This window comes from Paenibacillus sp. FSL R5-0517 (assembly GCF_037974355.1).
Classification (GTDB): Bacteria; Bacillota; Bacilli; order Paenibacillales; family Paenibacillaceae; genus Paenibacillus.
The window spans coordinates 357,211-381,232 of the sequence record NZ_CP150235.1 but is presented as its reverse complement, the minus strand read 5'-3'; the positions used below and the strand labels follow the sequence as shown (position 1 = coordinate 381,232).

The 24,022-nt window shown below is 48.9% G+C and carries 17 protein-coding genes, 17 tRNA genes and 2 rRNA genes; 5 read left to right on the top strand and 31 right to left on the bottom strand.

Features of this window, described 5'->3' with window-relative positions; translation table 11 throughout:
• Positions 1-174: 174 nt before the first annotated feature.
• From MKX40_RS01850 to MKX40_RS01840, 3 genes are all read right to left on the bottom strand, one after another.
• Positions 175-1,008 (bottom strand): carbohydrate ABC transporter permease, encoded by an 834-nt coding sequence (locus MKX40_RS01850; RefSeq protein ID WP_105601619.1) that lies wholly within the window; start codon positions 1,006-1,008, stop codon positions 175-177.
• An 83-nt stretch (positions 1,009-1,091) separates the two neighbouring features.
• Entirely contained in the window at positions 1,092-2,015 is a 924-nt protein-coding gene (locus MKX40_RS01845; protein ID WP_339239167.1) for a sugar ABC transporter permease, read from the bottom strand.
• Positions 2,016-2,070: 55 nt separating this feature from the next.
• On the bottom strand, positions 2,071-3,423 hold the full coding sequence (locus tag MKX40_RS01840) for an extracellular solute-binding protein (RefSeq protein ID WP_339239166.1): 1,353 nt from the start codon (positions 3,421-3,423) through the stop codon (positions 2,071-2,073).
• A gap of 360 nt (positions 3,424-3,783) precedes the next feature.
• Between MKX40_RS01840 and MKX40_RS01835 the strand changes: the two genes are divergently transcribed.
• Both MKX40_RS01835 and murQ read left to right on the top strand, forming a co-directional pair.
• Entirely contained in the window at positions 3,784-4,746 is a 963-nt protein-coding gene (locus MKX40_RS01835) for a BadF/BadG/BcrA/BcrD ATPase family protein (RefSeq protein WP_339239165.1), read from the top strand.
• 22 nt (positions 4,747-4,768) lie between these two features.
• Positions 4,769-5,674, top strand: a complete 906-nt coding sequence (gene murQ, locus MKX40_RS01830) for an N-acetylmuramic acid 6-phosphate etherase (protein ID WP_339239164.1) — start codon at positions 4,769-4,771, stop codon at positions 5,672-5,674.
• Between the two features lie 152 nt (positions 5,675-5,826).
• Here murQ and MKX40_RS01825 read toward each other — a convergent pair whose 3' ends face one another.
• The 5 genes from MKX40_RS01825 to MKX40_RS01805 all read right to left on the bottom strand — a co-directional run bounded on the left by MKX40_RS01825 (position 5,827) and on the right by MKX40_RS01805 (position 9,845).
• A complete protein-coding gene (locus MKX40_RS01825; protein WP_339242872.1) occupies positions 5,827-6,666 on the bottom strand; it encodes a MurR/RpiR family transcriptional regulator in 840 nt (279 codons plus the stop codon).
• Between the two features lie 126 nt (positions 6,667-6,792).
• Positions 6,793-8,022: an anhydro-N-acetylmuramic acid kinase gene (locus MKX40_RS01820; RefSeq protein ID WP_339239163.1), complete on the bottom strand. Its 1,230-nt coding sequence runs from the start codon at positions 8,020-8,022 to the stop codon at positions 6,793-6,795.
• Between the two features lie 228 nt (positions 8,023-8,250).
• Positions 8,251-8,913 carry a GAP family protein gene (locus tag MKX40_RS01815; protein ID WP_339239162.1) on the bottom strand — a complete coding sequence of 221 codons (663 nt, stop codon included), beginning with the start codon at positions 8,911-8,913 and terminating at the stop codon, positions 8,251-8,253.
• Positions 8,903-9,664, bottom strand: coding sequence for a MerR family transcriptional regulator (locus MKX40_RS01810; protein WP_339239161.1), 762 nt, complete (start codon positions 9,662-9,664; stop codon positions 8,903-8,905). Before MKX40_RS01810 ends, MKX40_RS01815 begins: the two co-directional genes overlap by 11 nt.
• Positions 9,665-9,686: 22 nt before the next feature.
• A complete protein-coding gene (locus MKX40_RS01805; RefSeq protein ID WP_339239160.1) occupies positions 9,687-9,845 on the bottom strand; it encodes a hypothetical protein in 159 nt (52 codons plus the stop codon).
• A gap of 167 nt (positions 9,846-10,012) precedes the next feature.
• On the opposite strand from MKX40_RS01805, the gene MKX40_RS01800 reads away from it, so the two are divergent.
• A complete protein-coding gene (locus tag MKX40_RS01800; RefSeq protein ID WP_339239159.1) occupies positions 10,013-10,678 on the top strand; it encodes a DUF4097 family beta strand repeat-containing protein in 666 nt (221 codons plus the stop codon).
• A gap of 91 nt (positions 10,679-10,769) precedes the next feature.
• On the opposite strand, the gene MKX40_RS01795 is transcribed toward MKX40_RS01800, so the two are convergent.
• From MKX40_RS01795 to MKX40_RS01780, 4 genes are all read right to left on the bottom strand, one after another.
• Positions 10,770-12,404, bottom strand: coding sequence for an MBL fold metallo-hydrolase (locus tag MKX40_RS01795; protein WP_339239158.1), 1,635 nt, complete (start codon positions 12,402-12,404; stop codon positions 10,770-10,772).
• Entirely contained in the window at positions 12,401-14,071 is a 1,671-nt protein-coding gene (locus tag MKX40_RS01790) for an iron ABC transporter permease (RefSeq protein ID WP_339242870.1), read from the bottom strand. Before MKX40_RS01790 ends, MKX40_RS01795 begins: the two co-directional genes overlap by 4 nt.
• 135 nt (positions 14,072-14,206) lie before the next feature.
• Complete coding sequence (locus MKX40_RS01785) at positions 14,207-15,280, bottom strand: ABC transporter substrate-binding protein (protein ID WP_339239156.1); 1,074 nt, start codon at positions 15,278-15,280, stop codon at positions 14,207-14,209.
• A gap of 78 nt (positions 15,281-15,358) precedes the next feature.
• Positions 15,359-16,375, bottom strand: coding sequence for an ABC transporter ATP-binding protein (locus MKX40_RS01780; RefSeq protein WP_339239155.1), 1,017 nt, complete (start codon positions 16,373-16,375; stop codon positions 15,359-15,361).
• A 424-nt stretch (positions 16,376-16,799) separates the two neighbouring features.
• Between MKX40_RS01780 and MKX40_RS01775 the strand changes: the two genes are divergently transcribed.
• A complete protein-coding gene (locus tag MKX40_RS01775) occupies positions 16,800-17,726 on the top strand; it encodes a LysR family transcriptional regulator (RefSeq protein ID WP_339239154.1) in 927 nt (308 codons plus the stop codon).
• A 128-nt stretch (positions 17,727-17,854) separates the two neighbouring features.
• The gene (locus MKX40_RS01770; protein WP_339239153.1) at positions 17,855-18,715 is read left to right on the top strand and encodes a hypothetical protein; all 861 of its coding nucleotides are present in this window, start codon (positions 17,855-17,857) and stop codon (positions 18,713-18,715) included.
• A 203-nt stretch (positions 18,716-18,918) separates the two neighbouring features.
• On the opposite strand, the gene MKX40_RS01765 is transcribed toward MKX40_RS01770, so the two are convergent.
• The 19 genes from MKX40_RS01765 to MKX40_RS01675 all read right to left on the bottom strand — a co-directional run bounded on the left by MKX40_RS01765 (position 18,919) and on the right by MKX40_RS01675 (position 23,813).
• Positions 18,919-18,989 (bottom strand) — tRNA-Gly (locus tag MKX40_RS01765).
• 13 nt (positions 18,990-19,002) lie between these two features.
• A tRNA-Pro gene (locus tag MKX40_RS01760) sits at positions 19,003-19,076 on the bottom strand.
• Positions 19,077-19,092: 16 nt separating this feature from the next.
• Positions 19,093-19,169, bottom strand: a tRNA-Arg gene (locus MKX40_RS01755).
• Between the two features lie 5 nt (positions 19,170-19,174).
• A tRNA-Gly gene (locus MKX40_RS01750) sits at positions 19,175-19,249 on the bottom strand.
• 8 nt (positions 19,250-19,257) lie between these two features.
• Positions 19,258-19,345 (bottom strand) — tRNA-Leu (locus MKX40_RS01745).
• A 9-nt stretch (positions 19,346-19,354) separates the two neighbouring features.
• Positions 19,355-19,430 (bottom strand) — tRNA-Lys (locus MKX40_RS01740).
• A 12-nt stretch (positions 19,431-19,442) separates the two neighbouring features.
• Positions 19,443-19,517: transfer RNA gene (locus MKX40_RS01735), tRNA-Gln, on the bottom strand.
• A gap of 12 nt (positions 19,518-19,529) precedes the next feature.
• A tRNA-His gene (locus MKX40_RS01730) sits at positions 19,530-19,605 on the bottom strand.
• Between the two features lie 97 nt (positions 19,606-19,702).
• Positions 19,703-19,778 (bottom strand) — tRNA-Thr (locus MKX40_RS01725).
• Between the two features lie 22 nt (positions 19,779-19,800).
• Positions 19,801-19,878: transfer RNA gene (locus tag MKX40_RS01720), tRNA-Asp, on the bottom strand.
• Between the two features lie 25 nt (positions 19,879-19,903).
• Positions 19,904-19,977, bottom strand: a tRNA-Met gene (locus MKX40_RS01715).
• A 17-nt stretch (positions 19,978-19,994) separates the two neighbouring features.
• A tRNA-Val gene (locus MKX40_RS01710) sits at positions 19,995-20,070 on the bottom strand.
• Positions 20,071-20,192: 122 nt separating this feature from the next.
• Positions 20,193-20,264: transfer RNA gene (locus tag MKX40_RS01705), tRNA-Glu, on the bottom strand.
• A 17-nt stretch (positions 20,265-20,281) separates the two neighbouring features.
• Positions 20,282-20,373, bottom strand: a tRNA-Ser gene (locus tag MKX40_RS01700).
• Positions 20,374-20,376: 3 nt separating this feature from the next.
• Positions 20,377-20,452, bottom strand: a tRNA-Asn gene (locus MKX40_RS01695).
• A gap of 1 nt (position 20,453) precedes the next feature.
• Positions 20,454-20,529 (bottom strand) — tRNA-Ala (locus MKX40_RS01690).
• A gap of 32 nt (positions 20,530-20,561) precedes the next feature.
• Positions 20,562-20,635: transfer RNA gene (locus MKX40_RS01685), tRNA-Ile, on the bottom strand.
• A gap of 59 nt (positions 20,636-20,694) precedes the next feature.
• Positions 20,695-20,811, bottom strand: a 5S ribosomal RNA gene (rrf, locus tag MKX40_RS01680).
• Positions 20,812-20,887: 76 nt separating this feature from the next.
• A 23S ribosomal RNA gene (locus tag MKX40_RS01675) occupies positions 20,888-23,813 on the bottom strand.
• Positions 23,814-24,022 lie beyond the last annotated feature (209 nt).

The following is a 24,022-nucleotide window of genomic DNA, read 5'->3' as shown; positions in this document are numbered from 1 at the left end:
CGCTGTTACCCCCAGATTTCTTTAATTCCTTTATAGAAAGGGGAAATCCGGTGATAGCTTATGCTTCCGATGTAGCTTTCTTTTAGAAAGCTTTAAGGCGAACGCCTTCGCTTCTTCAGGTTATTTCTGTCCTCTCCGTTATTGTGTAAATGTCTAGTTGAACATATATAGGAATTAACCTTTTACCGCACCGATCGTAATGCCCTGAAGGAAGTAACGTTGCAGTGAGAAAAATAGAATGATCATGGGCAGCGCACCTATTGTTGCTCCCGCCATCATTGCGCCGAAATCGGTTGATTCGGCAAACACGAACGAGGCCAGCCCCACTTGAATCGTACGCATCTCATTCGAATTGGTAATCAGGAACGGCCAGAAGAATTCGTTCCACGAAGCGACAAACGTGAAAATCGCCAGCACCGCGATCCCCGGCTTCGCCATCGGCAGGATCACTTTCCAGAAGATGCCGAACTCGCTGCATGCATCAATACGCGCCGCATGGATCAGTGATGTGGGCAGCGTTGACATGAACTGTTTCATTAGGAATATGTTCCCTACGCTGACGGCAGCAGGCAGAATAATAGCTGTATACGTATCCCCCAGATCAAACACATTGACCATCAGAATGTACAAAGGAATTAACGTCACCTGTGCTGGAATCATCATGGTCCCCAGAAGGGTCCAGAATACCGCCTGACTACCCGGAAACTTCAGTTTGGCAAATGCATATCCCGCCAGGGAGGCGAAGAATACATTGGTTACGGTCAGTATGATCGAGATGAGCAGCGAATTGTACAGCCAGCGCCAGGCATCAGTTTTGGCAAAAAAGCGCTCATATGGCGATAACGACAACTGCTCCGGGATCATCTGTGGTTTAAACGACGCCGACATCGCGCTATCCTGCACCGAACCGACGAGCATCCAGTACATCGGAATGACCGTCACCAATGCCCAGACCACCAGCAGAATGGATGCAACAACGAGCAGTGTCTTTTTCTGTGTTGATTTCATGGATTTCATTCACCCCCGGATGCTTAATGCAACGTGCTCTAATCGTACGTGTTCAAAAAGGTCGGTTTTCAGTTGAACTACCTCTAATACTCAATATCGCTGGAGAAATATTTGAACTGTATGACGGAAATGACAATGATGATAATCGCCAATACGAACGACTGTGCCGAAGCCAATCCAAATTCATAGAATTTGAATGCCGTCTCGTAGATCAGATAAGCGATCGTTGTTGTCGCAAAGTTTGGTCCACCCTGTGTCATCAGATATACCGAGATAAACACCTGGAAAGACGTGATCACACCTGTAACGAGCAGATACAGCGTTGTTGGTTTGAGTAGCGGCCATGTAATCTTGCTGAACTGGGTCCAGCCGCTGGCATGATCAATATCCGCCGCTTCGTACAGCGATTTCGGAATACCGCCCATGGCTGCCAGATACAGAATAATGCCCGCCCCGTGCGATCCGAGCCAGTTCATGAGAATGAGGGAAAAGAGTGCCGTTCCCGACTGGCCCAGCCAGATCACCGGGTCAAGGCCGAACAGGCTGAGGAAGCGGTTCAGCAGTCCCGAATCGGTTGGATCAAAGATCGCCAGCCATACAATGGAGATCGTTACCCCGGAGGCTACCGCAGGCAGATACATCGTAGCTTTGAAAAAAGTCTGCCATTTACTTTTCATCTGATAGATGAAATAGGACAGTACAAATGTAATGAGAATATTGACTGGGACTGTACCTACAGTGAAGATCACCGTATTTTTAATCGACTTCCAGAACGTCTCATCCTTCACCAGTCGCTCGTAGTTATCCAATCCAACCCACGTCGAATTCATAATGTTGTATTTCTGGAAGCTCATCACGAGAGCTGTTAGTACGGGATACAGTGTGAAAATGAGAAACAGCAGGACAGGCGCCAAAATGAACAAATACGCCCACCCGTAATCTCGCCAAAACCGGGCAGCCCGGGAAGTCCGGGGCGCAGACGGTTTTGGCGCAAGGGCGGTCTGCATGGCGAATCCTCCTCTCCTAATCAGTGTGGTTATACATTATGCTTGATTGTCCACGTTATTGTCCGAACATCTGCTGGCCTTTGTTCTTGAAGTCTTCTGCGATCTGCTCAGGTGTTTTCTCACCCGAGAACAGCGCCTGAATGTTAGGCTTCACTACCTGTTCCTTGAATTGTTTTTGCTGTGATGCTTTGTCGATATCCAGTTCCAGTACAACCGGCATCGCAATATCCTCTGCCATGACTTTCGCAGCAGCCAGATTATCGGCTTGACCAAGTTCTTTTCCTTTAAACAGATCCACCTGGGACTGTCTTACGAATGGGAGAGCCAATTCATTGGCGGAGTTCCCTGCTTTGGCACCACTGAGCGCTTCCATCACCAGGAACGTATTTTTGGCATGTTGCTCGCCTTTGTCCTTCTTCTGTTTGAAGGCTACATACCCTTCGCCGCCCATCGTTGTTGCCGCAGGTTGATCATCGTTATGCGGTACAGGCAACAGGACAAAATCAATCTTTTCCCCCTGTACCTTGCCATCATCGATATCCTTGTTGCGGTTCTGAATCATCACATCATAATAAGGAATCGCTTTGGAGATGATCGCCGTTTCCCCTGCGTAGAACATATCCGTCCGTTTCGCTGGAGCGAGAGCTGCCGTTTCCTTCGGCATATACCCTTGATCCATCAGGTTTTTGATAAAAGAGAGAGTATCCAGAATGCGACCATCATTCCATTGGAACGTGCCGTCTTTATCAAGAACATCGATCATGCCGTTGTTCCTGGATAACAATTCAATGAAATCGAGCGAAGTACCATCCGTAACCAACGCATACTGCTTAGCCCCGCCATCGAGCGTTTTGGTCAATTTGGCTGCGGCATCGTTGAATTCGGACCAGGTCCAGCCATTTTGCTGAATCGATTTCCAGTCAATGCCCGCTTCCTCCAGGATCCGTTTGTTACCACCCCAAGCCCATTGGAATTGATATAAAGGCATTCCATATTGTTTCCCCTGAATCTGGCCTAACTCAAGCGTTCCTGGCAGATAATCGTCCTTGATCTCAGGTGTCAGGTAGCTGTCCAGCTCAAGTGCCAATCCTGTATTCACATACGTGCCGTCTACACTATGAAAGTAAAGATCCGGCGGGTTCCCGGCATTCAGAGCGACATCGAATTTTTTGGGCCCTTCCGCCCAGGAGAGCATTTCCGTCTTCACGGTAATGTTCGGGTGTTCCTTATTGAAATCAACGATTAGATCCTTCAGTTCATCTTCATATGTTCCATGTACTGGATACGTCCATACGGTCACCGTATCTTCTGCATTGGGATCATCTGAAGCAGCGCCCCCGCTATTCCCGCAGGCAGTAACCATGACCATCATCAACAACATTGCCCACACTAGACCCTTCTTTTTCATCCCTTCATCTCCTTCGCGTGTCGTCTCCCGATAATTGCATTGCCTAACCATGCTACCCCTTTTGAAATCATCCATCCTTAAACGGCTTAACAGACTACTGAGCGTGGCAGTAAGGAAAATGCACCTCCCTTATGGATTAGACCTGAACGTACGCAGGATTAATCTCTTAAATGCAATATAACGTCAACTTAGTTGACATTAACAGTATTAATTCCTTCCAAAATTGTAGATTGAGTTCATTATATGAGCTCTGAAATAAAAATTCAACATTATTTTTTAATATAAAATTTAATTTTACTTTTTCATTTTATGCCTCTATACTATGTAAAAAGAAAACTCAAGCAATCGAGGTGAGCCACTTTGCGAGTATATGTTGGCGTAGATGGAGGCGGTACCAATACTGATGCAGCAATCATTTCTGAATCTGGCGAGATTCTCGCCCGGCTCAGCGGAGGTCCCACGAACCCTCACAGCGTACCCCTGGAACAGGCCCTTTCCGAACTGCAACGAGTGCTGGAACAGCTATTCAATCTAAAAAGTGATCTATCGACAAATTGTGAAGGTATATGCCTCGGTATGTCAGGTGTAGATACCGTGCAAGAACGGCAACTTATAGCCGACGCAGTAAATAACTATATGAAGAGTCGTAATCGACAGGGATCAGAAAGCTGCCCTGTCTGGGTTGTATCCGAAGGAGAGATTGCCCTGATGGCCTCTCTCGGACATACTCACGGTGTATTGTGCATCTCTGGAACAGGGTCCATCGTGTACGGATTCACGCTAGAAGGAGAACGATACCGTGCAGGAGGCTGGGGTCATCTGCTAGGAGATGAAGGGAGCGGCTATCGTATTGGACAACGTGCACTCCAAGTGGTCATGCAGAGCTATGATGGTGTTCTTCCTCCAACCCGTTTAACCCCGCTTCTTCTAAAGAAACTGAACCTTCCGGATATATCGGAGCTAAAGTCGCTGGTCTATCAGACGAATTGGGGCAAAAGCGAGACAGCATCCATCGCCCGCCTTGCTATAGAGGCAGCTGAATCCGGGGACGAGGCTGCCCGGGCACTGATCATCGATGAGGCCGCACAATTGGCGGATACCGCCAAAGCGCTGATTGCCCGTCATCCCGAATTTGCATCGACTCAGGTTGTCCTGTCCGGGTCGCTGTTTCGATATGCAGCACTTTTCCGGAATACATTTATCCAGAAGTTATCGGGATATTATGGAGAGTTGGAATTTGTATATCGTGAAGATGCCCCTACTCCATCGGTAGGTGCAGCACTATTGGCAAGAAGATGCCGTTCCCTGAATGTATCATTCTAAAAGAGAGAAGGAGGCCGTACAGATGAATCACATGCTGAACTCATTAGTAACGGAACAACCCAATCCACTAACGGATCATATAGATGAATTGCCATCGGCAGAAATTATGGAACTGATCAATAAGGAAGATCAACGGATTGCAGAGCTTATTCAGCCCCTGATTCCGGTCATTGCCCAAGCGGCGGATCGGATCTTGGAGGCCTTTCAGTCTGGCGGCAGGCTATTCTATGTAGGTGCAGGCACCAGTGGACGATTGGGGATACTTGATGCTTCGGAATGTCCGCCTACCTACGGAACCCCTCCCTCCATGGTGCAGGGTATTATTGCAGGAGGATTCCGGGCAGTGAAGGACCCCGTTGAAGGTGCTGAAGACAGTGAGGAGTTGGGAGCGGCGGACCTTGATGAACATGGATTAGACAAAAACGATGTCGTGGTTGGCATTGCAGCCAGTGGGCGAACGCCGTATGTGCTGGGTGCGATGAGACACGCCAGGGAGATTGGAGCTACGGTGATCAGCCTGAGTAACAACGCAGGTACGCCGATGACCCTTTTGGCAGATGTGAGCATCGAGGCCGTTGTCGGCCCGGAGGTTGTCATGGGATCAACACGTATGAAGGCAGGCAGCGCCCAGAAAATGATACTGAACATGCTCACCACTACTGCCATGATTCGTCTGGGCAAGGTTTACCGTAATTTCATGGTCGATCTGAATCCTTCGAACGAAAAGCTTGTCCATCGGGCCAAACGCATGATCCATCTGGCAACCGGAGCGAATGAGGCAGATATTGAACAGGCCTTTGCCGGTGCAGACGGTCATGTAAAAACGGCAATCGTCATGCTGATGGCTGGTGTGGATGCGGTGGAAGCACAGCGAAGACTGGATCTGGCTGACGGATTTGTCCGCAGCGCCATTGCCGGTCCTTCCTGAACCAAGCAGGGCTCATAGTCCTTGAAGTTGAAAGAGCCTGACATCAGTCTGGGCTCTTTTTGGGCTTTTTTTTATACGAAAAGCAGATATTATTGGCATCAAAAAATCCCCTCCTGTATGATAAACAGAAAGGGGATTCATATGATTCTACTTCATTTATGCTCCAGAATAGCCTGCCGGCTCTTCTCCAAATATTCCACCGACTGGTTATAGTCGCGACTGGCAATCGCCAGATACAAAATGTCGATCACGTTCAACTGGGCAATCCGTGACGATGTTGCTCCACTCCGAATATCACTTTCGGTGGACGTAATCATCAGAGGCACATCCGCCATACTGCTGAGTGTATTGCTGCCCCACTTGGTAATGCTGATTGTCGCTGCACCGCCTTCGTGAGCATGCTTCAGACAGGAGATTACATTCGATGTCTCTCCTGAATACGAGATACATACCACCGCGTCATCTTCGCGGAGCGTCGTTGCAGACGAAATCTGCATATGTGGATCGGCAAACGAAAAGCTTGTGCGATTGATTCGCATGAACTTGTAATGTGCATCCAGCGCAATCAGGTTCGAGGCCCCTACCCCATAGAAAAAAATCCGGTTTGCCCGATGAAGCACGTCCACAGCCTTTTCCACCAGACGTGGGTCCAGAATATGAACCGTATCCTTCACTGACTGAATATTATTTGCGGACACATGCTGAATAATGCTCTCCATGGAGTCCTGGGGACGAATCTCCGTATAATTATATTGCTCATCCGTCTGTAAATCTCCAGCAATCTTAAGCTTCAGTTCCTGGAAACCTGCTACCCCGAGCGATTTGCAGAGACGAATAATAGCTGCCGGGCTGCCCCCGCTACGTTCGGATAACTGTGCCACCGAGGACTGGACGGTTTCTTGTGGGTGATCGAGAATATAAGCTCCGATCTTCCGCTCCGATGGGGTCAGGTCATCCATTAATGCGCGTAAACGTACAAGTCCACCTTTCATGCTCTCCATTCGCTCCTCCTTTCCATACTGCATTCATGTACAAGCATTTTATCTTATAATTTCACTCGCGTCTAATTGAATTCCTTGTCCTTCCATAACTGAACTCCATTCGAAGGTCAGGTCTTACTAAAGTGTCAGGTTGCCTGAGATTACGGCATGTCTCGCGCCGGTTACTGCCGGGAGTGTATTGGTTCTGCCCATAAGTGCCTCATGGCCAAGTAAAGCAAATCCAATGGCTTCCCGAGCATCATCCGGTATGCCGTAATCTGCTGTTCGTTCCAAACGGATCTCCTTTGGAAGTCTATGACGGATCATCTCCATTAAGGTGGCATTTGAAGTGCCACCACCGCAGGCGAGCATGGCCGATATGTGCACTTTGGGCAGGATAAAATCCTTCACTGCACGTACGATGGTCTCCGCGGTCAGACAGGTGGCAGTAGCCAGCGTATCTTCCAGCGTTAAGGAACGTGCTGCGGCCATCTCCATCAGTCTCACTGCATACGCGGCGCCATATACTTCCCGCCCGGTACTTTTCGGCGGGAGTCGTTTGAAATACTCATCCTCCAAACACAGGTCTACCAGACCCTGATCGACCTTCCCCTGTGCGGCAATGCTTCCACTCGGATCATAATGCTGCCGCCCGTCCGTTGCTTGCCGCACAATGGCATCCATCACCATATTGCCCGGTCCCGTATCAAAAGCCGAAATACCTTCGGTAGATGGCTCGCATGGAAGCACCGTTACATTTCCAATACCGCCGATATTCTGCACTAGCCGCCCTTCCGTCGGACTGCGGAACATCAGAGCATCCGCATAAGGCGTAAGCGGAGCACCCTCCCCACCAGCCGCCATATCCCTTGCTCGCAGGTTGCCAATCACTGGCAGTCCTGTCCGTTCTCGAACGACAGCACATTCACCGATCTGCAATGTCGATACCACTTCAATACTTGCTCCCGATGGACCTGGAAACGCAGATGCTACAGGAGCATGCCATACCGTCTGTCCATGCATGCTAATCACATCCACCTGCTGCGTTGAGATACCGGCAGACTGCATCAATTCCGTAACACTATGCGCATACCACTCCGATACACCAAAATGCGCGGCTGTCAGCTCGTCGACACGAGCAGTCCCCGGTGAACATAACCGGATCAGTACGTCTCTTAATTCATTCGAATACGGCACACAGACGAAATCAACCAGCTCGATCTCCTGTAATGCACCGCTCATATCGGTTTGAATACGCACCAGCGCTGCATCCGTTCCGTCCAGAGATGTCCCTGACATTAGTCCGATGACCAGATGCTCCTGCTTCAAACGATACTTCTCCCACATCGGATAGCTGCCTGTATCCATCCATTTCCAACCTCCTGCAAGACCCGATGATCACGTCATCTGCCAACATTTTACCCAGTATATGATATAAAATTTCACAAGTCAAACTATATGTGAAATTAAATTACATACGATAAAGGTTAACCACTCTCTATGTATCTTTTCCTACGTTTTCCGATTTGTAGACAGATCGGCACGCCAAAACAGGCTCTCGCCCTCAGCGAAAACCTGTTCATTCGTCAGTAGACACTATATATAATCGAGCACACTAAAGATCAGAACCAGCCCTGCAATGCACATCATCCAGGAGAGAACTGACCCGGACTGTTCCTCCAGTTTTCTTTGCAGCTTTTCCACGATCCCCTGTATCCTGGAACCCAGCCATGTATGCAACACATAGATCACAAGGGGTGGCGTGATCATGATTAGATTATATCCAATAAGAATGAGTATCCATCCCGTTATTGGAAGTCCCTCCGTGATCATCAGACTTACCGCAGTATAATAGGGAAGAGCGGTTCCTGCTTCCAACAAAAATGTAGAGATGCCCATGACAAGTAATCCCTTGAACCCCGTGGAACGGGGAACTTGATATTTCTTTCTTCCACCTGCCTTCGGTTTGACCCAGAAACTCCCTGTAAAGAGTATTCCTCCTACGATCAAAAGGGCCCAGCTCACAACTTTATGTTGAAAAAATGACGTGAAGATTGCTTGTAACAGCTCCAATCCTACCATCAGTAAACCGCCCAGAACCAAGTATAAAAACATGACGGTCACTACGTAGATCATGAGCCGTGAGCCAAAACGCCGGTTCTCTTGAATCATTAAATATAACGTTACACCGATCAGCGCAGGACTTAATGTATCCAGTAGTGCAAGTCCCCCAATATAAAACAGTAATTCAGCCTTCATGAGTAGGTCCACTCTTGTCCATAAAAATATCATAAGCCGCTTCCATATAATTGAGCAGTTCTGGCTCCAACGGATAAAATCCAAGCTCATTGGATGCTTGAGTAGATTTTCTGGCATCCCACAGTTTATCCAAAAAAGCGTCTTCTCCCCCAAATTGTTCCTGCTGCTTCTCCAGCATACGACGAATTACATTCTGGACTTTATCGTCATTAGGGGCATTATTCATCTGACTTTTCAACTGGCCAATCAGTGCAATCCATTCCAGAGAATCGGGATCATTACCTTGCATGCGGGGCAGTTTCTCCCATAATTCCAGCTCATCATGGCTAAAGCTGTTTTCTTTATATGATCGTAGCCTGTCCATATTTGGCTTGGAGAGCTGAATCAGCTTCTCAAGCGTATCTTGCTTATTACCTTGCTCCATTATAAGGCTGTTTAACATTTCTCTCAGAGATGAGGCCATAGAATTCAACCGCTGTTGTTCTTCTATAATATAGGAAAGTTGATTCCTTAGAGACTGTTCCCAATTCCATGACTCATCGGTGAGCATCTCCCGAATTTCTTTTAGCGAATAGCCCATATTTTTGAAAAATTGAATCTGCTGTAGCTTCTTTAAATCGTCTTCCACATATAATCTGTGCCCCCCTTCCGTTTTGGAGGAAGGACTTAAGAGGTCGATCGAGTCGTAATATCGTAATGTTCTCACTGTCATTCCCGTTCTGTGCGCGAGTTCATGAATATGAATATACAATGCGTTATACACCTCCTACAGCTCATATATCATTTTTCTTTTTCCCGTCTATCATCGTATATTTCAACAGATAGCCTACCCCCAGCCCAATTAACACACCTGGAAATACATGATTCATGATTAGTCCTATACCTGCACCGATAATAACACAACTATATATGAGAATATCTTCCGTTTTCATGATTATTCCCCTCCTTTGCCCTATATAACTGAATTCGTGACCATTATACATAATGACGTTACGTCAACTTCAACCCCTATTTTTTCGGAAAACACCTTGATCCTGACGTTACGTCATCATATAACATGAAGTCATACAAAATTCAAATTCATACCGGAGGTGATCTGATGACAAAAGTTATTTCCTTATGCTTCTGTCTGCTCTTTGTTTTAACATCCTGTAGCTTATCCAGTAGCGCCATTACCGACACACAAAAGGCATCCCTGAATTCCATTGACCTCATCTCAATAGATAATGGGAGTACTCCAATAACCGTGGAGACTGTACCCGATATTACCTCTCTGGAAGTATCAAGTAACGCATATGATCATAAACCCGTTTTTAATATGGTCCGCGGACACAGAGACGTAAGGATCTCTGCAAGTAAACATATGGTTCGGATCTTTAATCTGGCGAACACACCTGTAATCACGGTTAGAGTCCCACTTCATTATGAAGGTGATCTGCGTATTAACAGTTCATCCGGAAAAGTCCAGATCAACCATATCCAATCCAACATATGGGTTGACGGGACTAGTGGCTCGATTGACATAAATGCGGACCGTATTCTCTCCAACATTCACCTTGTTTCAACGAGCGGTAATATAACACTGAACGTAATGGAAGAAAATCCGAATGTGAACTGGACCATGGAATCTCGAAGTGGAAGACGTTCTCACTCCCTCGACTTGCAGCAGATTAGTGATAACAAACACACCTCCAAAGGCACTACAGGGCAAGGAAAATATCAAGTCCATATCCTCACCAAATCAGGTAATATATCGATTCAATAAGACATGTCTATCTTGCAATACATTTCAATTGAAAAGACAAAAAGAGGCGCACAAAGGCGCCTCGGATGTACTAAAATCAGATGTGCAACTATTAAAAGGATAACTCATCTCCTGGAGACAACGCCTGGATATCAGCTTGCGCAGATGAATATTCATCAAGCAAACCTTGTCTCAACCGTTCCGTCTCCGCAAGGTCAGTATGCACAAGCACGGTATGCCGTGCCGATATCCGGCCCAACATCTGCTCCACATCCCTCCAACCCTGATGAACTTTGTAACGCAATTTCCTAACTTCACATTCGCCATGTGCCTCTGGATTTTTCAATAACTCATCGGCAAATGTTCCGGCGGCAACATGCCCGGTGAGCAGAATCAGATTTTTCTCATCCGATGCCCATTTCTCATAGTACCAACGTGCAAGCGAGGACTGCATCATGCCGTCCGGCACAAACCATAGGGAAACATGATGTTGTTCCAGCAACTGCAGACGCTCTTCTTCGGTAGATGTCTTTGCCCAACCTTCTCCGCTCAGAAAATGATCGATGCTGTCCGCAGGCGAAACTTCCCCAATCCGCTCTTCCGTCCTGAGCCAATAGGGAACACGATGTAACTGTGTCATCCCATGCACCAGTTTCTGTTCCACAATCATGGGGATGTCCTGAAAACATTGCTGCGCCCACAGAATAATCTCCTGGCCGCGGCCCACCGCAGGCATAGGCAATAAAACCTTGCCACCCCGAGCAAGCGTACTGCTGATCGCGCTCTCCAGTTGCTGCAGTTTATCGGCCTGCGTATCCTGGTCCGTACCATAGGCAGCATCTACGATCGCCAGATCAAGCTTAACCTGGGATGAGTCAGACATGGATGCTATGGCATCCATACGCTCTCTCATGTGCATTTGTTCGGTAAGGTTGTGGCTGTGTAACAATGCAGATGAGCCTAGTGCTGTCTCTGATCCGGTAGATCCTGTATCAGCAAGGGTCTGAGCATATGCTGATTGATCAACCAGTATCTGTCCCATAGCTTGACCAAGTACCATTTCGCTGACCTGTTCGCTGTTCGCATCCGTTTTTACATTGGGCGCGTTGGAGTTGGACATATCCTGAAGGCTTTGAACCGGAGCAGGAACAACCCATACACAGCTATCGCGATTCAGGTCTGCCCACCGGAATCCGTCAGCCACATCGTCATCCTGTAGAAGCATGGACTCGGACGTATAATCACCGGAGTACAGAATCCGCTTGCCCTCCATCTCCAGACCGAACCAGACCGAACCCGCCAGATGCCCGCTACGCCCCCAGACTGCCGCCACCCCAGGTATGATTTCAAACCAATGGCCCCGGTCTGCTTCGTTTTCCAGAAACCTGTATCGAATACGCTGCTCATCAGCTTTATCATATGGTATTACATGTCCTGCACGTTCCATGCTGCTGCGCCATGCCCGAAAATACGTACCCAACTGCTCCTTCGTCTCCCTTGTCGTCCACACTTCACCCTGGTAGCCCATCTTATACAGCAGTGGGATGGCGACGGAATGATCTTCATGGGCGTGAGACAAGAGGACCGCGTCCAGTTGTGGTACAATCTCCGGATCAATCAGCGGATACTGGCCCGTGCCTTCTTTTTTGACACCACAATCCAGCAAAAGGTGGAACCGGCTCCCGCTCAGGAGATAGGCGGAACGTCCATGTTCGCCTGCACCGCCCCATACGTTCAGTTTGATCATGATGCATTCCACTTTCTCTTTGAATTCAGCATTTCGATTCCAAGCAGCATCAGCACCGTCATGCCTACAGTCACAACGGCCATCGCCATTCCGAGTGATACCTGACCTTGTTCAAACTGGGCAAAAATATACGTCGCCGACGTCTGCATGGACGGCGGGAGAATCAACAACGAACCTACCAGCTCTCGGGTAGCAATCGTAAAGGTCATCATCCAGCCCGCCAGCATGCCGGGCAGAATCAATGGGATCAGGATTCGCCGCAGAATATACAGCGGCTTCCCGCCAAACACTTGCCCAGCCTGGAACAATGTTCCGTCAATCTGGGTAAAGCTCGATTTTACATACTGCACGGTGTAAGGCAAGAAGAGAACAACGTACGTGAGAACAACCATGCCATAGGTGTTATACAACGTGACAGGCATCCAGGGTGAGTTCCAGAAGAGAATCAGACCCACTACCATCACGATACCCGGCACCGTATTAGGCAACAGACTGAACAAGTCAATCACACGCTGCATGAATGAAGATGATCTGCCGATCGCGAGCGCAAAACCCGTACCAATAACAACAGCAACGGTTGAAGCCGCGAGGGATAGACCGAGACTGTTCCCGATGGCCTTCATACTCACTGATCCCCAAGATAAGAGCTCTTTGTAATGATCCAAGGTGAGATTATCAAAAGCAATTCCCGATCCCCGCAGCTTCATGGTCGAAGCGGCAATGATGGAGAAATACGGAATACCTACCGACAGGATCAACAGGATCGCAAGATACACCCCGCACAACCATCCTGCTCCGCCGCGTAGAGAATATCGCTTCGAACGTTGCCCTTTGCCACCCACCAGACGATACGTGAACTTCCGGCTCATGGCAGACTGCATATACCACATCACCAGACAGACGGACAGCAGCACAGATGCCAGCGAAGTCGCCTTGCCGAAATCAATCGGCCAACTGGAGATGTACTTATGAATTTCAGAGGTCATGACATAATAGCCAATCTTGCGCCCGAAGGTTGCCGGTGTACCGAATTCCGCAATCGTTTTGACAAAGACCAGCATGATCCCCATGCCGTAGGACGACAACAATAAGGGTAAAATAATGCGTCTGAAACGGTACGCTGCACGTGCACCGTGCACAGCCCCCGCTTCTTCCAGATTGCCGCCGATGCGAATCAATGCATCCCGAAGCAGCAAGTACAGGAAGGGGAACAGGTGCAAGCTCATGATGAGCACCATACCCCAGAAGCTGAAGAACATTTCACTCCAATTTGCAGAAGAGGGTATCCACTGCTGGAGGTATCCCCCTTTTTGCATAAACAGAATCCATCCCATGGAGCCGATATACGGCGGAGTCATGAATGGAATCATCAGGATTACATCGACCCAGCGATGTTCTCCCATCCGGGTCTTTGCCATCATCCAGGCGAGCGGCAGTGCCAACAATGTAGTTACCGCCACCACGCAGATGCTAAGCCAGACGGAATTCAGCAGTACACCCGACAGATGATGTCCCGTAATTGTGCGAATCGGTGCCATCCAGTCCCATTGTCCGTCCACATAGACACTTTGCCAGAAAATCAGCAAGAGCGGCACGCCAATACTTATGGTCAGCAGAAAGAGGGCCAGAATCACGCCCACTCTCCGAAAAATACGGTTGTTGTCCATAACAACAGGTTTCACTACGTTCACCTCACATGACTTTCCACAGACAGCAGGTATGATTTAGACGAATAGAATGAAGTATTTCGATCTATACCTTGCTTATTGAAAGACGTTCTTTGGATTTATGCAAAAGTACTCTTATTTAAACGTCTCGGAAAAACGCGCTGCTGTCTCTTCGCCATGTTCGCTCATCCAGTTCCAATCCACTTTAAGTTGTGGGATATCCTTCACATTGGCACGGTTAGTCGCTTCAATATCTTCGCGGCCCGGGATTAGATAAGCATCTGTAACAAGCTTCTGTGCTTCGTCAGACAACAAGTAGTCGATGAACGCTTTGGCATTCTCTACATTCGGACTGGATTTTAGAATTGCTGCCGGTCTTGGGCTGATTACCGTGCCTTCTTCCGGATATACGATATCCAGTGGTTCACCTTTTGCCTTGGAGGAATACGCCATGTAGTCCACACCTGCGGCTACGATGCTTTTGGCACCTGTAATAACGGGATCAAGTGCCTCCTGATTGGCTCCCGCCATCGCTACTCCATTGGCTTTGTAAGCACTCAGCAGATCCCATCCCTTTTCACCATTCGCACTCAGGTATCCTGTGATGAAGTCGAGTGCTGATCCTGATAATGTAGGGTCGGGAATGTTCACGGCATCTTTCCACGCAGGCGTAGCAAGATCTGCCCAACTTGTTGGCGGGGTAGATACCAGTTTGGTGTTATACACAATACCCAGTGCGGAAGCACTGCTGCTAAAATAGTTGCCTTCTGCATCCGACCAGTCCTTGTTCAGCTTGTCCGCATTGGCTGCTTCGGGGTAAGGCATCGTCAAACCATCGGCTTTCAAAGCCTGTGCTGAAGGCAAGGAGGCCAGGATTACAACGTCTGCTACCGGATTGGATTTCTCAGCTTCCATACGAGCCAGGATTTTGCCTGTTGTTCCCTGGAACATTTCAACTTCGATCCCTGTTTTGTCTGTAAATCCACTCACGATGTTATCGGCCAGTTTCTGTGGGCCAGCACTGTACAATACCAACTTGCCGCCAGCCGGTTTCGTTGTTTCCGCCGCCGCTGCTGTGTTTCCTTCACCCGCGGGTTGTGCCGCATTGCCTGTGGTTGTGTTCCCCGTACTACATCCGAACAAACTGATACTCATTACCGCAGTTAATAACAGCATTGCACTCTTTTTCCGTGTTTTCATCCCCAACATATTCATCCATCTCCCCTGGTTTCCTGATTAAGTTGTTCAACCTGTAGTGCTTTTGATTGCATTCACACATATTCATCCCTAATTAGCTGCTGCGATCACTTCTCGGTGATTCACAGTTTCGCCATCCTGTCCATCCATGCGGCATATCCGCTCGGGAGCAACATTGAGCTGAACCTTCTCCCCTACGCGTACTCTCTGGTTCATATAGGCTGTCCATACGCCGAGCCCTTCCATCTGCACCCGCACTTCATAGCGTTCACCTACATAGCTGACGCTGAGTACAGTTCCCGGATAACACAGATCGTCATGACCTGTTTTGTTCCAGGTGACATGCTCTGGACGCACCATCGATTGATTAGGCGTGAGCCAGTTGGACTTTCCGATAAACGAAGCGACATACGGATCACTTGGCGCTGAGTAGATCGTTTCCGGGCTTCCTTTTTGCAATATCCGCCCCTTCTGCATCACCACAATCTCATCCGACATCGACATCGCTTCAATCTGATCATGCGTGACGTACAGCGCAGTCAGTCCCATATCCCGTACTAAGGACATCATCTCAATCCGCATCTCTTCCCGAAGTACAGCATCCAGTGCACTTAGTGGCTCATCGAACAGGATCACACCAGGTCTGACGGCTACGGCTCTGGCAAAAGCAACCCGTTGCTGCTGTCCACCAGACAGCTGATGCGGATAACGATCTTCCATACCTTGCAGGCGAACCATGCCAAGGGCTTCGTTCACCTTTTGCCGCAGATCGAATTTCTGTTTTCCGGCCTTCAGGCCAAACGCTACATTTTCATATACGGTCATATGCGGCCATAATGCAAAATCCTGAAACACCATGCCCAGATTACGCTTGTGTGTTGGTATATCAATCCGCTTCGCCGCAGAGTAGATATACTCACCATCTGCACGTATCTCCCCCGCATCCGGCTGTTCCAGCCCGGCCAACATGCGGAGTAGTGTTGTTTTGCCACAGCCTGATGGGCCAAGCAGTGTCGTGAACTTGCCATGTTCAAGCGTTAGATCTGTCGGCAGCAGTGCGGGTGTTTGATTAAATGATTTCTGAATTCCCGTTATCTCTAATTTCATAAGCATCCCTGCCTGTCTTCTGTTACTTGATCTCTTTTGTTAATTCCTCTCTTGCACTGTTCTCAGTCTAACGTCCGCTTTCGCGAGTTGTATGTCTTGTATGTAAAATTGGAATTAACTTTTTAGATGAATTCTGTTGATGTTCATAGATTAAATCTATAGTAGGTGAACTAAATTAATTTTCATGTTTTCGCTTCGATAACAGCACCATCTTCCGATCGCTGTTATCCCCAGATTTCTTATACTCCCTTTTTAAAGGGAGAAATCCGGGGATAAAGGCGAAGCATATGCTTCCGAAGTAGCTTTCTTCCAGAAAGCTTTTGGCTTCGCTTCTTCAGATTGGTTCTGTACTCTCCGTCTTTATGAAAAACATTAGATCATCTTATATATTGGGGTTAGTAGAAGTGAGAGGAGTGTTGGGACATTGAATCTGATCAAACTGCAAATTGTTGAACTAATCGATAAGCATCATCACATGACAAGCGTGGCAGAATTACTGGGGATCAAACAACCAACCGTTACATTTCATATGAAGTCATTGGAGGAAGAGATGGGCGTGCGATTATTCGAATCGCGCAGTGGGAAGACCTTTCTAACGGAGGCCGGACAAGCCCTGCTCCACTATTCCGTCAAAATCAATGCCCTGACCCAAGAGGCAAGGCGGATAGTAAAAGAATATGACAGTCTATATCGGGGCACTCTGCACATTGGGGCAAGCTATGTACCTGCTACATATCTGTTGCCCAGCATACTTAACACCTTTTCTCAGGAATTTCCGGGCATTCGTATCGTCTTATCCGTCAAACCATCACCCGTTATTCGCGAGATGTTAATTCGGCATCAGATTGATCTGGGGGTGATCTCTTCTGAGCCGTTTGTCGGACCCGCGCTGCAAGCTGAGACGTTATGTGAGGATGACTTGGTATTAATCTGCTCTCCACAGCATGGGTTGGCCCAGAAGGAACCATTGACGCCTGAGCATATTGCTCAGATCCCATTTGCCCTACATGGCAACGAATCCAGTACTCGGCGACTAACCAACCAATGGCTCGCGCAACATGACATTCGTTTGAGGAGTACGGTGGAGATGGATTCCCTGGAAGCCATCAAACAGCTTGTGTTAATTGGGGGGCCTGTCTCGTTCATGTCACGAATGGCAGTACAGTGGGAGGAGCAGCACGGGCTCATTCAGGTTCTTCCCATTCCGGGAGAGCAGGCACCGCGCCATATATATACCGTACATAACAAGGACCGCCATCCTTCAGTTCAAGTAAATCGCTTCAAAGAAGTGCTGCGAGAGGTGAGCTACGGCTTCCCTGTTTCCATAGCGAATTCCCCTGATCCTCTATAAACTATCGTTTGCCATTCATCAAATCTATGCAGGGTTAACGCAATGTGCGTTCCCCGTTAATCGCGTTCAGATACTCGGACGATAAAGTGGGAGCTGTACGTTAATCCAGATTAGGAGAGTGATTGGTTTTGAAAAAGTGGAAAAAGGTAACTGCCTCATTCATGCTGAGCATCGTAACATTGGGAAGTGGATTGACGTTTCTGGGAGCACCCCAGGCTTCAGCTGCTGCCAATGCTGTTCCTGCTTATGAAGTAAAGTTTCTAGCCAAGCCGGAACTCGTATTGAATACAGATGGGACACCACGCAGTGAAGTCATTCAGACCCTCGGCCTGAGTTCCACGCCAAGAAACATTAACGTAGAGTACTTTGACACCAATGCGCTCGGACTGGATGAGCAAGGATGGAATGTTCGTTTTCGCAAGAAGGATGATAAAAACAACTACGAACTGACCTACAAAAAACGATACCCTGTCATCAATGGTGATATCAACGCAGCGCTGACATTGGCTAACCAAGAAGGATTCGATAAATCGGATGATAATTACGAGGCTGAGATCGATTGGGGATATGGCAAACAAACACTAAGCTTCTCCAACACGAAAAAGGTCGATACCAATGCAACAGGTGTTCATCTTCCTACAGAGCAAGAAGCCTTGAACATGTTACTGGACAAGCTCCCTGGCAAATTGAAAAACTGGTCTGCCTCCAACTGGGGCAAGCAACAGCTGACGCAATCCCGTGCATATGGCCCGATCACATTCCAACGTTATGAAGGTACATGGAATGGTCAAGAACTTACACTCGAAGTATGGCCGATCCGTAATGCAGCAGGTACAGGTACTGAAAATATCGTAGAGGTCTCTTTCAAAACAGATGATGCTGTAGCCGTATCGGGCCTGCGTACCCAACTGCTGCAATTGCTGGAGAACAACAACTGGCTAATTCCGGCCGATGGCTTGAAGACACAGACGATTCTTGAAAGATACTAATTATTCCTCATCGTACTAATGAAACATCGCAAGCTCCTCTTCCTGCGTGCATCGTAGAAAGCGGAGCTTTTGTCGTTCCTTGAATTAAGTGAATTAAGATACTTATACAGTAAGCTAATTTAGAGTTCACTAATTAAGAGTTTAAATGACTAATACAAAAAGAGCCCCTGCAATAAGCAAGAGCTCTTTCAATATATCTAGGAAGCGGGTGATGGGAATCGAACCCACGCTATTAGCTTGGAAGGCTAAAGTTCTACCATTGAACTACACCCGCATAATAAAAAAAATCGGGATGACACGATTTGAACATGCGACCCCCTGGTCCCAAACCAGGTGCTCTACCAAGCTGAGCTACATCCCGATACTTATGAAAATAATGGCGCGCCCTGAGAGATTCGAACTCCCGGCCTTTTGATTCGTAGTCAAACGCTCTATCCAGCTGAGCTAAGGGCGCAAATATGGAGCGGAAGACGGGAATCGAACCCGCGACCCTCGCCTTGGCAAGGCGATGCTCTACCGCTGAGCCACTTCCGCAAAACATATGGTGCGGTCGAGAGGACTCGAACCTCCACGGGGGGTTAGCCCACACGGACCTGAACCGTGCGCGTCTGCCAATTCCGCCACGACCGCAAAATATAATGGTGAGTCATGAAGGGCTCGAACCTTCGACACCCTGATTAAAAGTCAGGTGCTCTACCAACTGAGCTAATGACTCAAAATAATGAAATGGCTGGGGATATAGGATTTGAACCTATGCATGACGGAGTCAAAGTCCGTTGCCTTACCGCTTGGCTAATCCCCATTAAAAAAATCATGGGGCGATCGAGGGGAATTGAACCCCCGAATGCCGGATCCACAAACCGGTGCGTTAACCACTTCGCCACGATCGCCATAGAGTAAGCCATTCATCCACTAAGAGTATCTTAGTATTAACAACTGCATCTATAATATACATTCAATTACAAATTCAGATGTAAATACTAAAAATGGTGCCGGCGAGAGGACTTGAACCCCCAACCTACTGATTACAAGTCAGTTGCTCTACCAGTTGAGCTACACCGGCATGGTGTATATTTAATTAAAAATGGCGGAACCGACGGGATTCGAACCCGCGATCTCCTGCGTGACAGGCAGGCATGTTAGGCCAACTACACCACGGTTCCATAATACTTTCTCGAGGAAAGTGAATTGCGGGGGCAGGATTTGAACCTGCGGCCTTCGGGTTATGAGCCCGACGAGCTACCGGGCTGCTCCACCCCGCGTCGTTAAAAAGATAATATGGTGGAGGCTGAGGGGATCGAACCCCCGACCCTCTGCTTGTAAGGCAGATGCTCTCCCAGCTGAGCTAAGCCTCCATAATATGACCCGTAGGGGATACTCTCACTTCGTTCGAGACTGCGAAGCAGCTGCTCACGAGGTATATCCTCCGACGAACCTTTGGGATTCTCATCCCTTTTTAAAGCAATAGGTATTGCTATGACCCGTAGGGGATTCGAACCCCTGTTACCTCCGTGAAAGGGAGGTGTCTTAACCCCTTGACCAACGGGCCTTGCTAAAAAAATTATCTGGCGGAGAGAGAGGGATTCGAACCCTCGAGACGCTTGTGACGCCTACACGATTTCCAATCGTGCTCCTTCGGCCAGCTCGGACACCTCTCCATATGGCTCCCCGAACAGGGCTCGAACCTGTGACAACTCGATTAACAGTCGAGTGCTCTACCAACTGAGCTATCAGGGAATGGTGGAGCCAAGCGGGATCGAACCGCTGACCTCCTGCTTGCAAGGCAGGCGCTCTCCCAGCTGAGCTATGGCCCCATACTCTGGTTTTTTTTGTTGTGGTCTTGCTATGGGCCCTGGTGGACTCGAACCACCGGCCTCACCCTTATCAGAGGTGCGCTCTAACCAACTGAGCTAAGGGCCCTAATATATATCCCTTATTCCTTGACAAGGGGGGCAAAAAAAATACCCCAAAGGGAAATCGCTTGGCGGCGTCCTACTCTCCCAGGACCCTGCGGTCCAAGTACCATCGGCGCTAGAGGGCTTAACGGTCGTGTTCGGGATGGGTACGTGTGGAACCCCTCCGCCATCGCCACCAAACGCGGTGCTTACATTTCAGAGTTCGTTCTCTGAAAACTAGATTCGAAACGAAACATGCGAACTATCACTTGCATATTTGGATAAGCCCTCGACCGATTAGTACTGGTCAGCTCCATGCATTGCTGCACTTCCACCCCCAGCCTATCTACCTCGTCGTCTTCAAGGGGTCTTACATACTGGGAAATCTCATCTTGAGGGGGGCTTCACGCTTAGATGCTTTCAGCGTTTATCCCGTCCGTACATAGCTACCCAGCGGTGCTCCTGGCGGAACAACTGGTACACCAGCGGTACGTCCATCCCGGTCCTCTCGTACTAAGGACAGCTCCTCTCAAATTTCCTACGCCCACGACAGATAGGGACCGAACTGTCTCACGACGTTCTGAACCCAGCTCGCGTACCGCTTTAATGGGCGAACAGCCCAACCCTTGGGACCTACTTCAGCCCCAGGATGCGATGAGCCGACATCGAGGTGCCAAACCTCCCCGTCGATGTGGACTCTTGGGGGAGATAAGCCTGTTATCCCCAGGGTAGCTTTTATCCGTTGAGCGATGGCCCTTCCATGCGGTACCACCGGATCACTAAGCCCGACTTTCGTCCCTGCTCGACTTGTAGGTCTCGCAGTCAAGCTCCCTTATGCCTTTGCACTCTTCGAATGATTTCCAACCATTCTGAGGGAACCTTTGGGCGCCTCCGTTACTCTTTAGGAGGCGACCGCCCCAGTCAAACTGCCCACCTGACACTGTCCCCGCACCGGATTACGGTACCAGGTTAGAACCTAGATACGATCAGGGTGGTATCCCAACGTTGCCTCCACGCAAGCTGGCGCTCACGCTTCAAAGGCTCCCACCTATCCTGTACAGATCGTACCCAAATTCAATATCAAGCTGCAGTAAAGCTCCATGGGGTCTTTCCGTCTTGTCGCGGGTAACCTGCATCTTCACAGGTATTAAAATTTCACCGGATCTCTCGTTGAGACAGCGCCCAAGTCGTTACGCCATTCGTGCGGGTCAGAATTTACCTGACAAGGAATTTCGCTACCTTAGGACCGTTATAGTTACGGCCGCCGTTTACTGGGGCTTCGGTTCACAGCTTCGGATTGCTCCTAACCACTCCCCTTAACCTTCCAGCACCGGGCAGGCGTCAGCCCGTATACTTCGCCTTACGGCTTCGCACAGACCTGTGTTTTTGCTAAACAGTCGCTTGGGCCTTTTCACTGCGGCCCCCTCGTGCTATTCACACTACCGGGGCACCCCTTCTCCCGAAGTTACGGGGTCATTTTGCCGAGTTCCTTAACGAGAGTTCTTCCGCGCGCCTTAGAATACTCTTCTCGCCTACCTGTGTCGGTTTGCGGTACGGGCACCTTCACCTGGCTAGAGGCTTTTCTTGGCAGTGTGAGATCATGACCTTCGCTACTACAATTTTCGCTCCCCATCACAGCTCAGCCTTACGATGTGCGGATTTGCCTACACATCAGCCTCACTGCTTAGACGGACATCCATCAGTCCGCGTCACTACCCTACTGCGTCCCCCCATTGCTCATAACGGCTTACGGTGGTACAGGAATTTCGACCTGTTGTCCTTCGACTACGCCTTTCGGCCTCGCCTTAGGTCCCGACTTACCCTGAGCGGACGAGCCTTCCTCAGGAACCCTTAGGCTTTCGGCGGATCAGATTCTCACTGATCTTTTCGTTACTCATACCGGCATTCTCACTTGTATAATGTCCAGCGCTCCTTACGGTACACCTTCAACCCTTATACAACGCTCCCCTACCCCTGATGCAAAGCATCAAGCCATAGCTTCGGTGGTGTGTTTAGCCCCGTTACATTTTCGGCGCAGAGTCACTCGACCAGTGAGCTATTACGCACTCTTTCAATGGTGGCTGCTTCTAAGCCAACATCCTGGTTGTCTGTGCAACTCCACATCCTTTCCCACTTAACACACACTTGGGGACCTTAGCTGATGGTCTGGGCTGTTTCCCTTTTGACAATGGATCTTAGCACTCACTGTCTGACTCCCGGAAGTAAGTCTATGGCATTCGGAGTTTGACTGAGCTTGGTAACCCTTGCGGGCCCCGCACCCAATCAGTGCTCTACCTCCACGACTCTGTTTTCCGAGGCTAGCCCTAAAGCTATTTCGGGGAGAACCAGCTATCTCCGAGTTCGATTGGAATTTCTCCGCTACCCCCACCTCATCCCCGCACTTTTCAACGTGCGTGGGTTCGGGCCTCCAGTGCGTGTTACCGCACCTTCACCCTGGACAGGGGTAGATCACCCGGTTTCGGGTCTACGTCCACGTACTACATCGCCCTATTCAGACTCGCTTTCGCTGCGGCTCCGGCTCTTCACCTTAACCTTGCACGGGAACGTAACTCGCCGGTTCATTCTACAAAAGGCACGCCATCACCCCTAAAACGGGCTCTGACTTTTTGTAAGCACACGGTTTCAGGTTCTATTTCACTCCCCTTCCGGGGTGCTTTTCACCTTTCCCTCACGGTACTGCTTCACTATCGGTCGCTAGGAAGTATTTAGCCTTGGCAGATGGTCCTGCCGGATTCATACGGGGTTTCACGTGCCCCGCACTACTCGGGATCCGTCTCGGAGGGAACAGACTTTCAATTACAGGGCTTTTACCTTCTTTGGCGGGCCTTTCCAGACCTCTTCGCTTAACCGGTTCCTTTGTAACTCCATGTGAGACGTCCCACAACCCCAAAGAGCAAGCTCTCTGGTTTGGGCTTCTCCGCGTTCGCTCGCCGCTACTGACGGAATCACTATTGTTTTCTCTTCCTCAGGGTACTTAGATGTTTCAGTTCCCCTGGTATGCCTCTACATAACCTATGTATTCAGTTATGAGTAACTGGAAATTACCCCAGCTGGGTTTCCCCATTCGGACACCCCCGGATCAAAGCTTGCTTACAGCTCCCCGAGGCAGTTTCGTTGTTCGCCACGTCCTTCATCGGCTCCTAGCGCCTAGGCATCCTCCGTGTGCTCTTAGTAGCTTAACCATTGCGCTCGTGTTCGAGCTGTCGCTCCGCTTGGTTTGCTTGCGCAAATCCAAAAGTCGCTCCATTTCGATCACTCGCTCCAGCAATCTACCGTTTTTATTGAAACTTGTTTACACAAGTTCAGCTAAAAAGGAATGTTCTAATTCGCATTTACTTTCGTTTCGATATCTAGTTTTCAAAGAACAAGCTCCATGCAAAAGCAAGCTGTT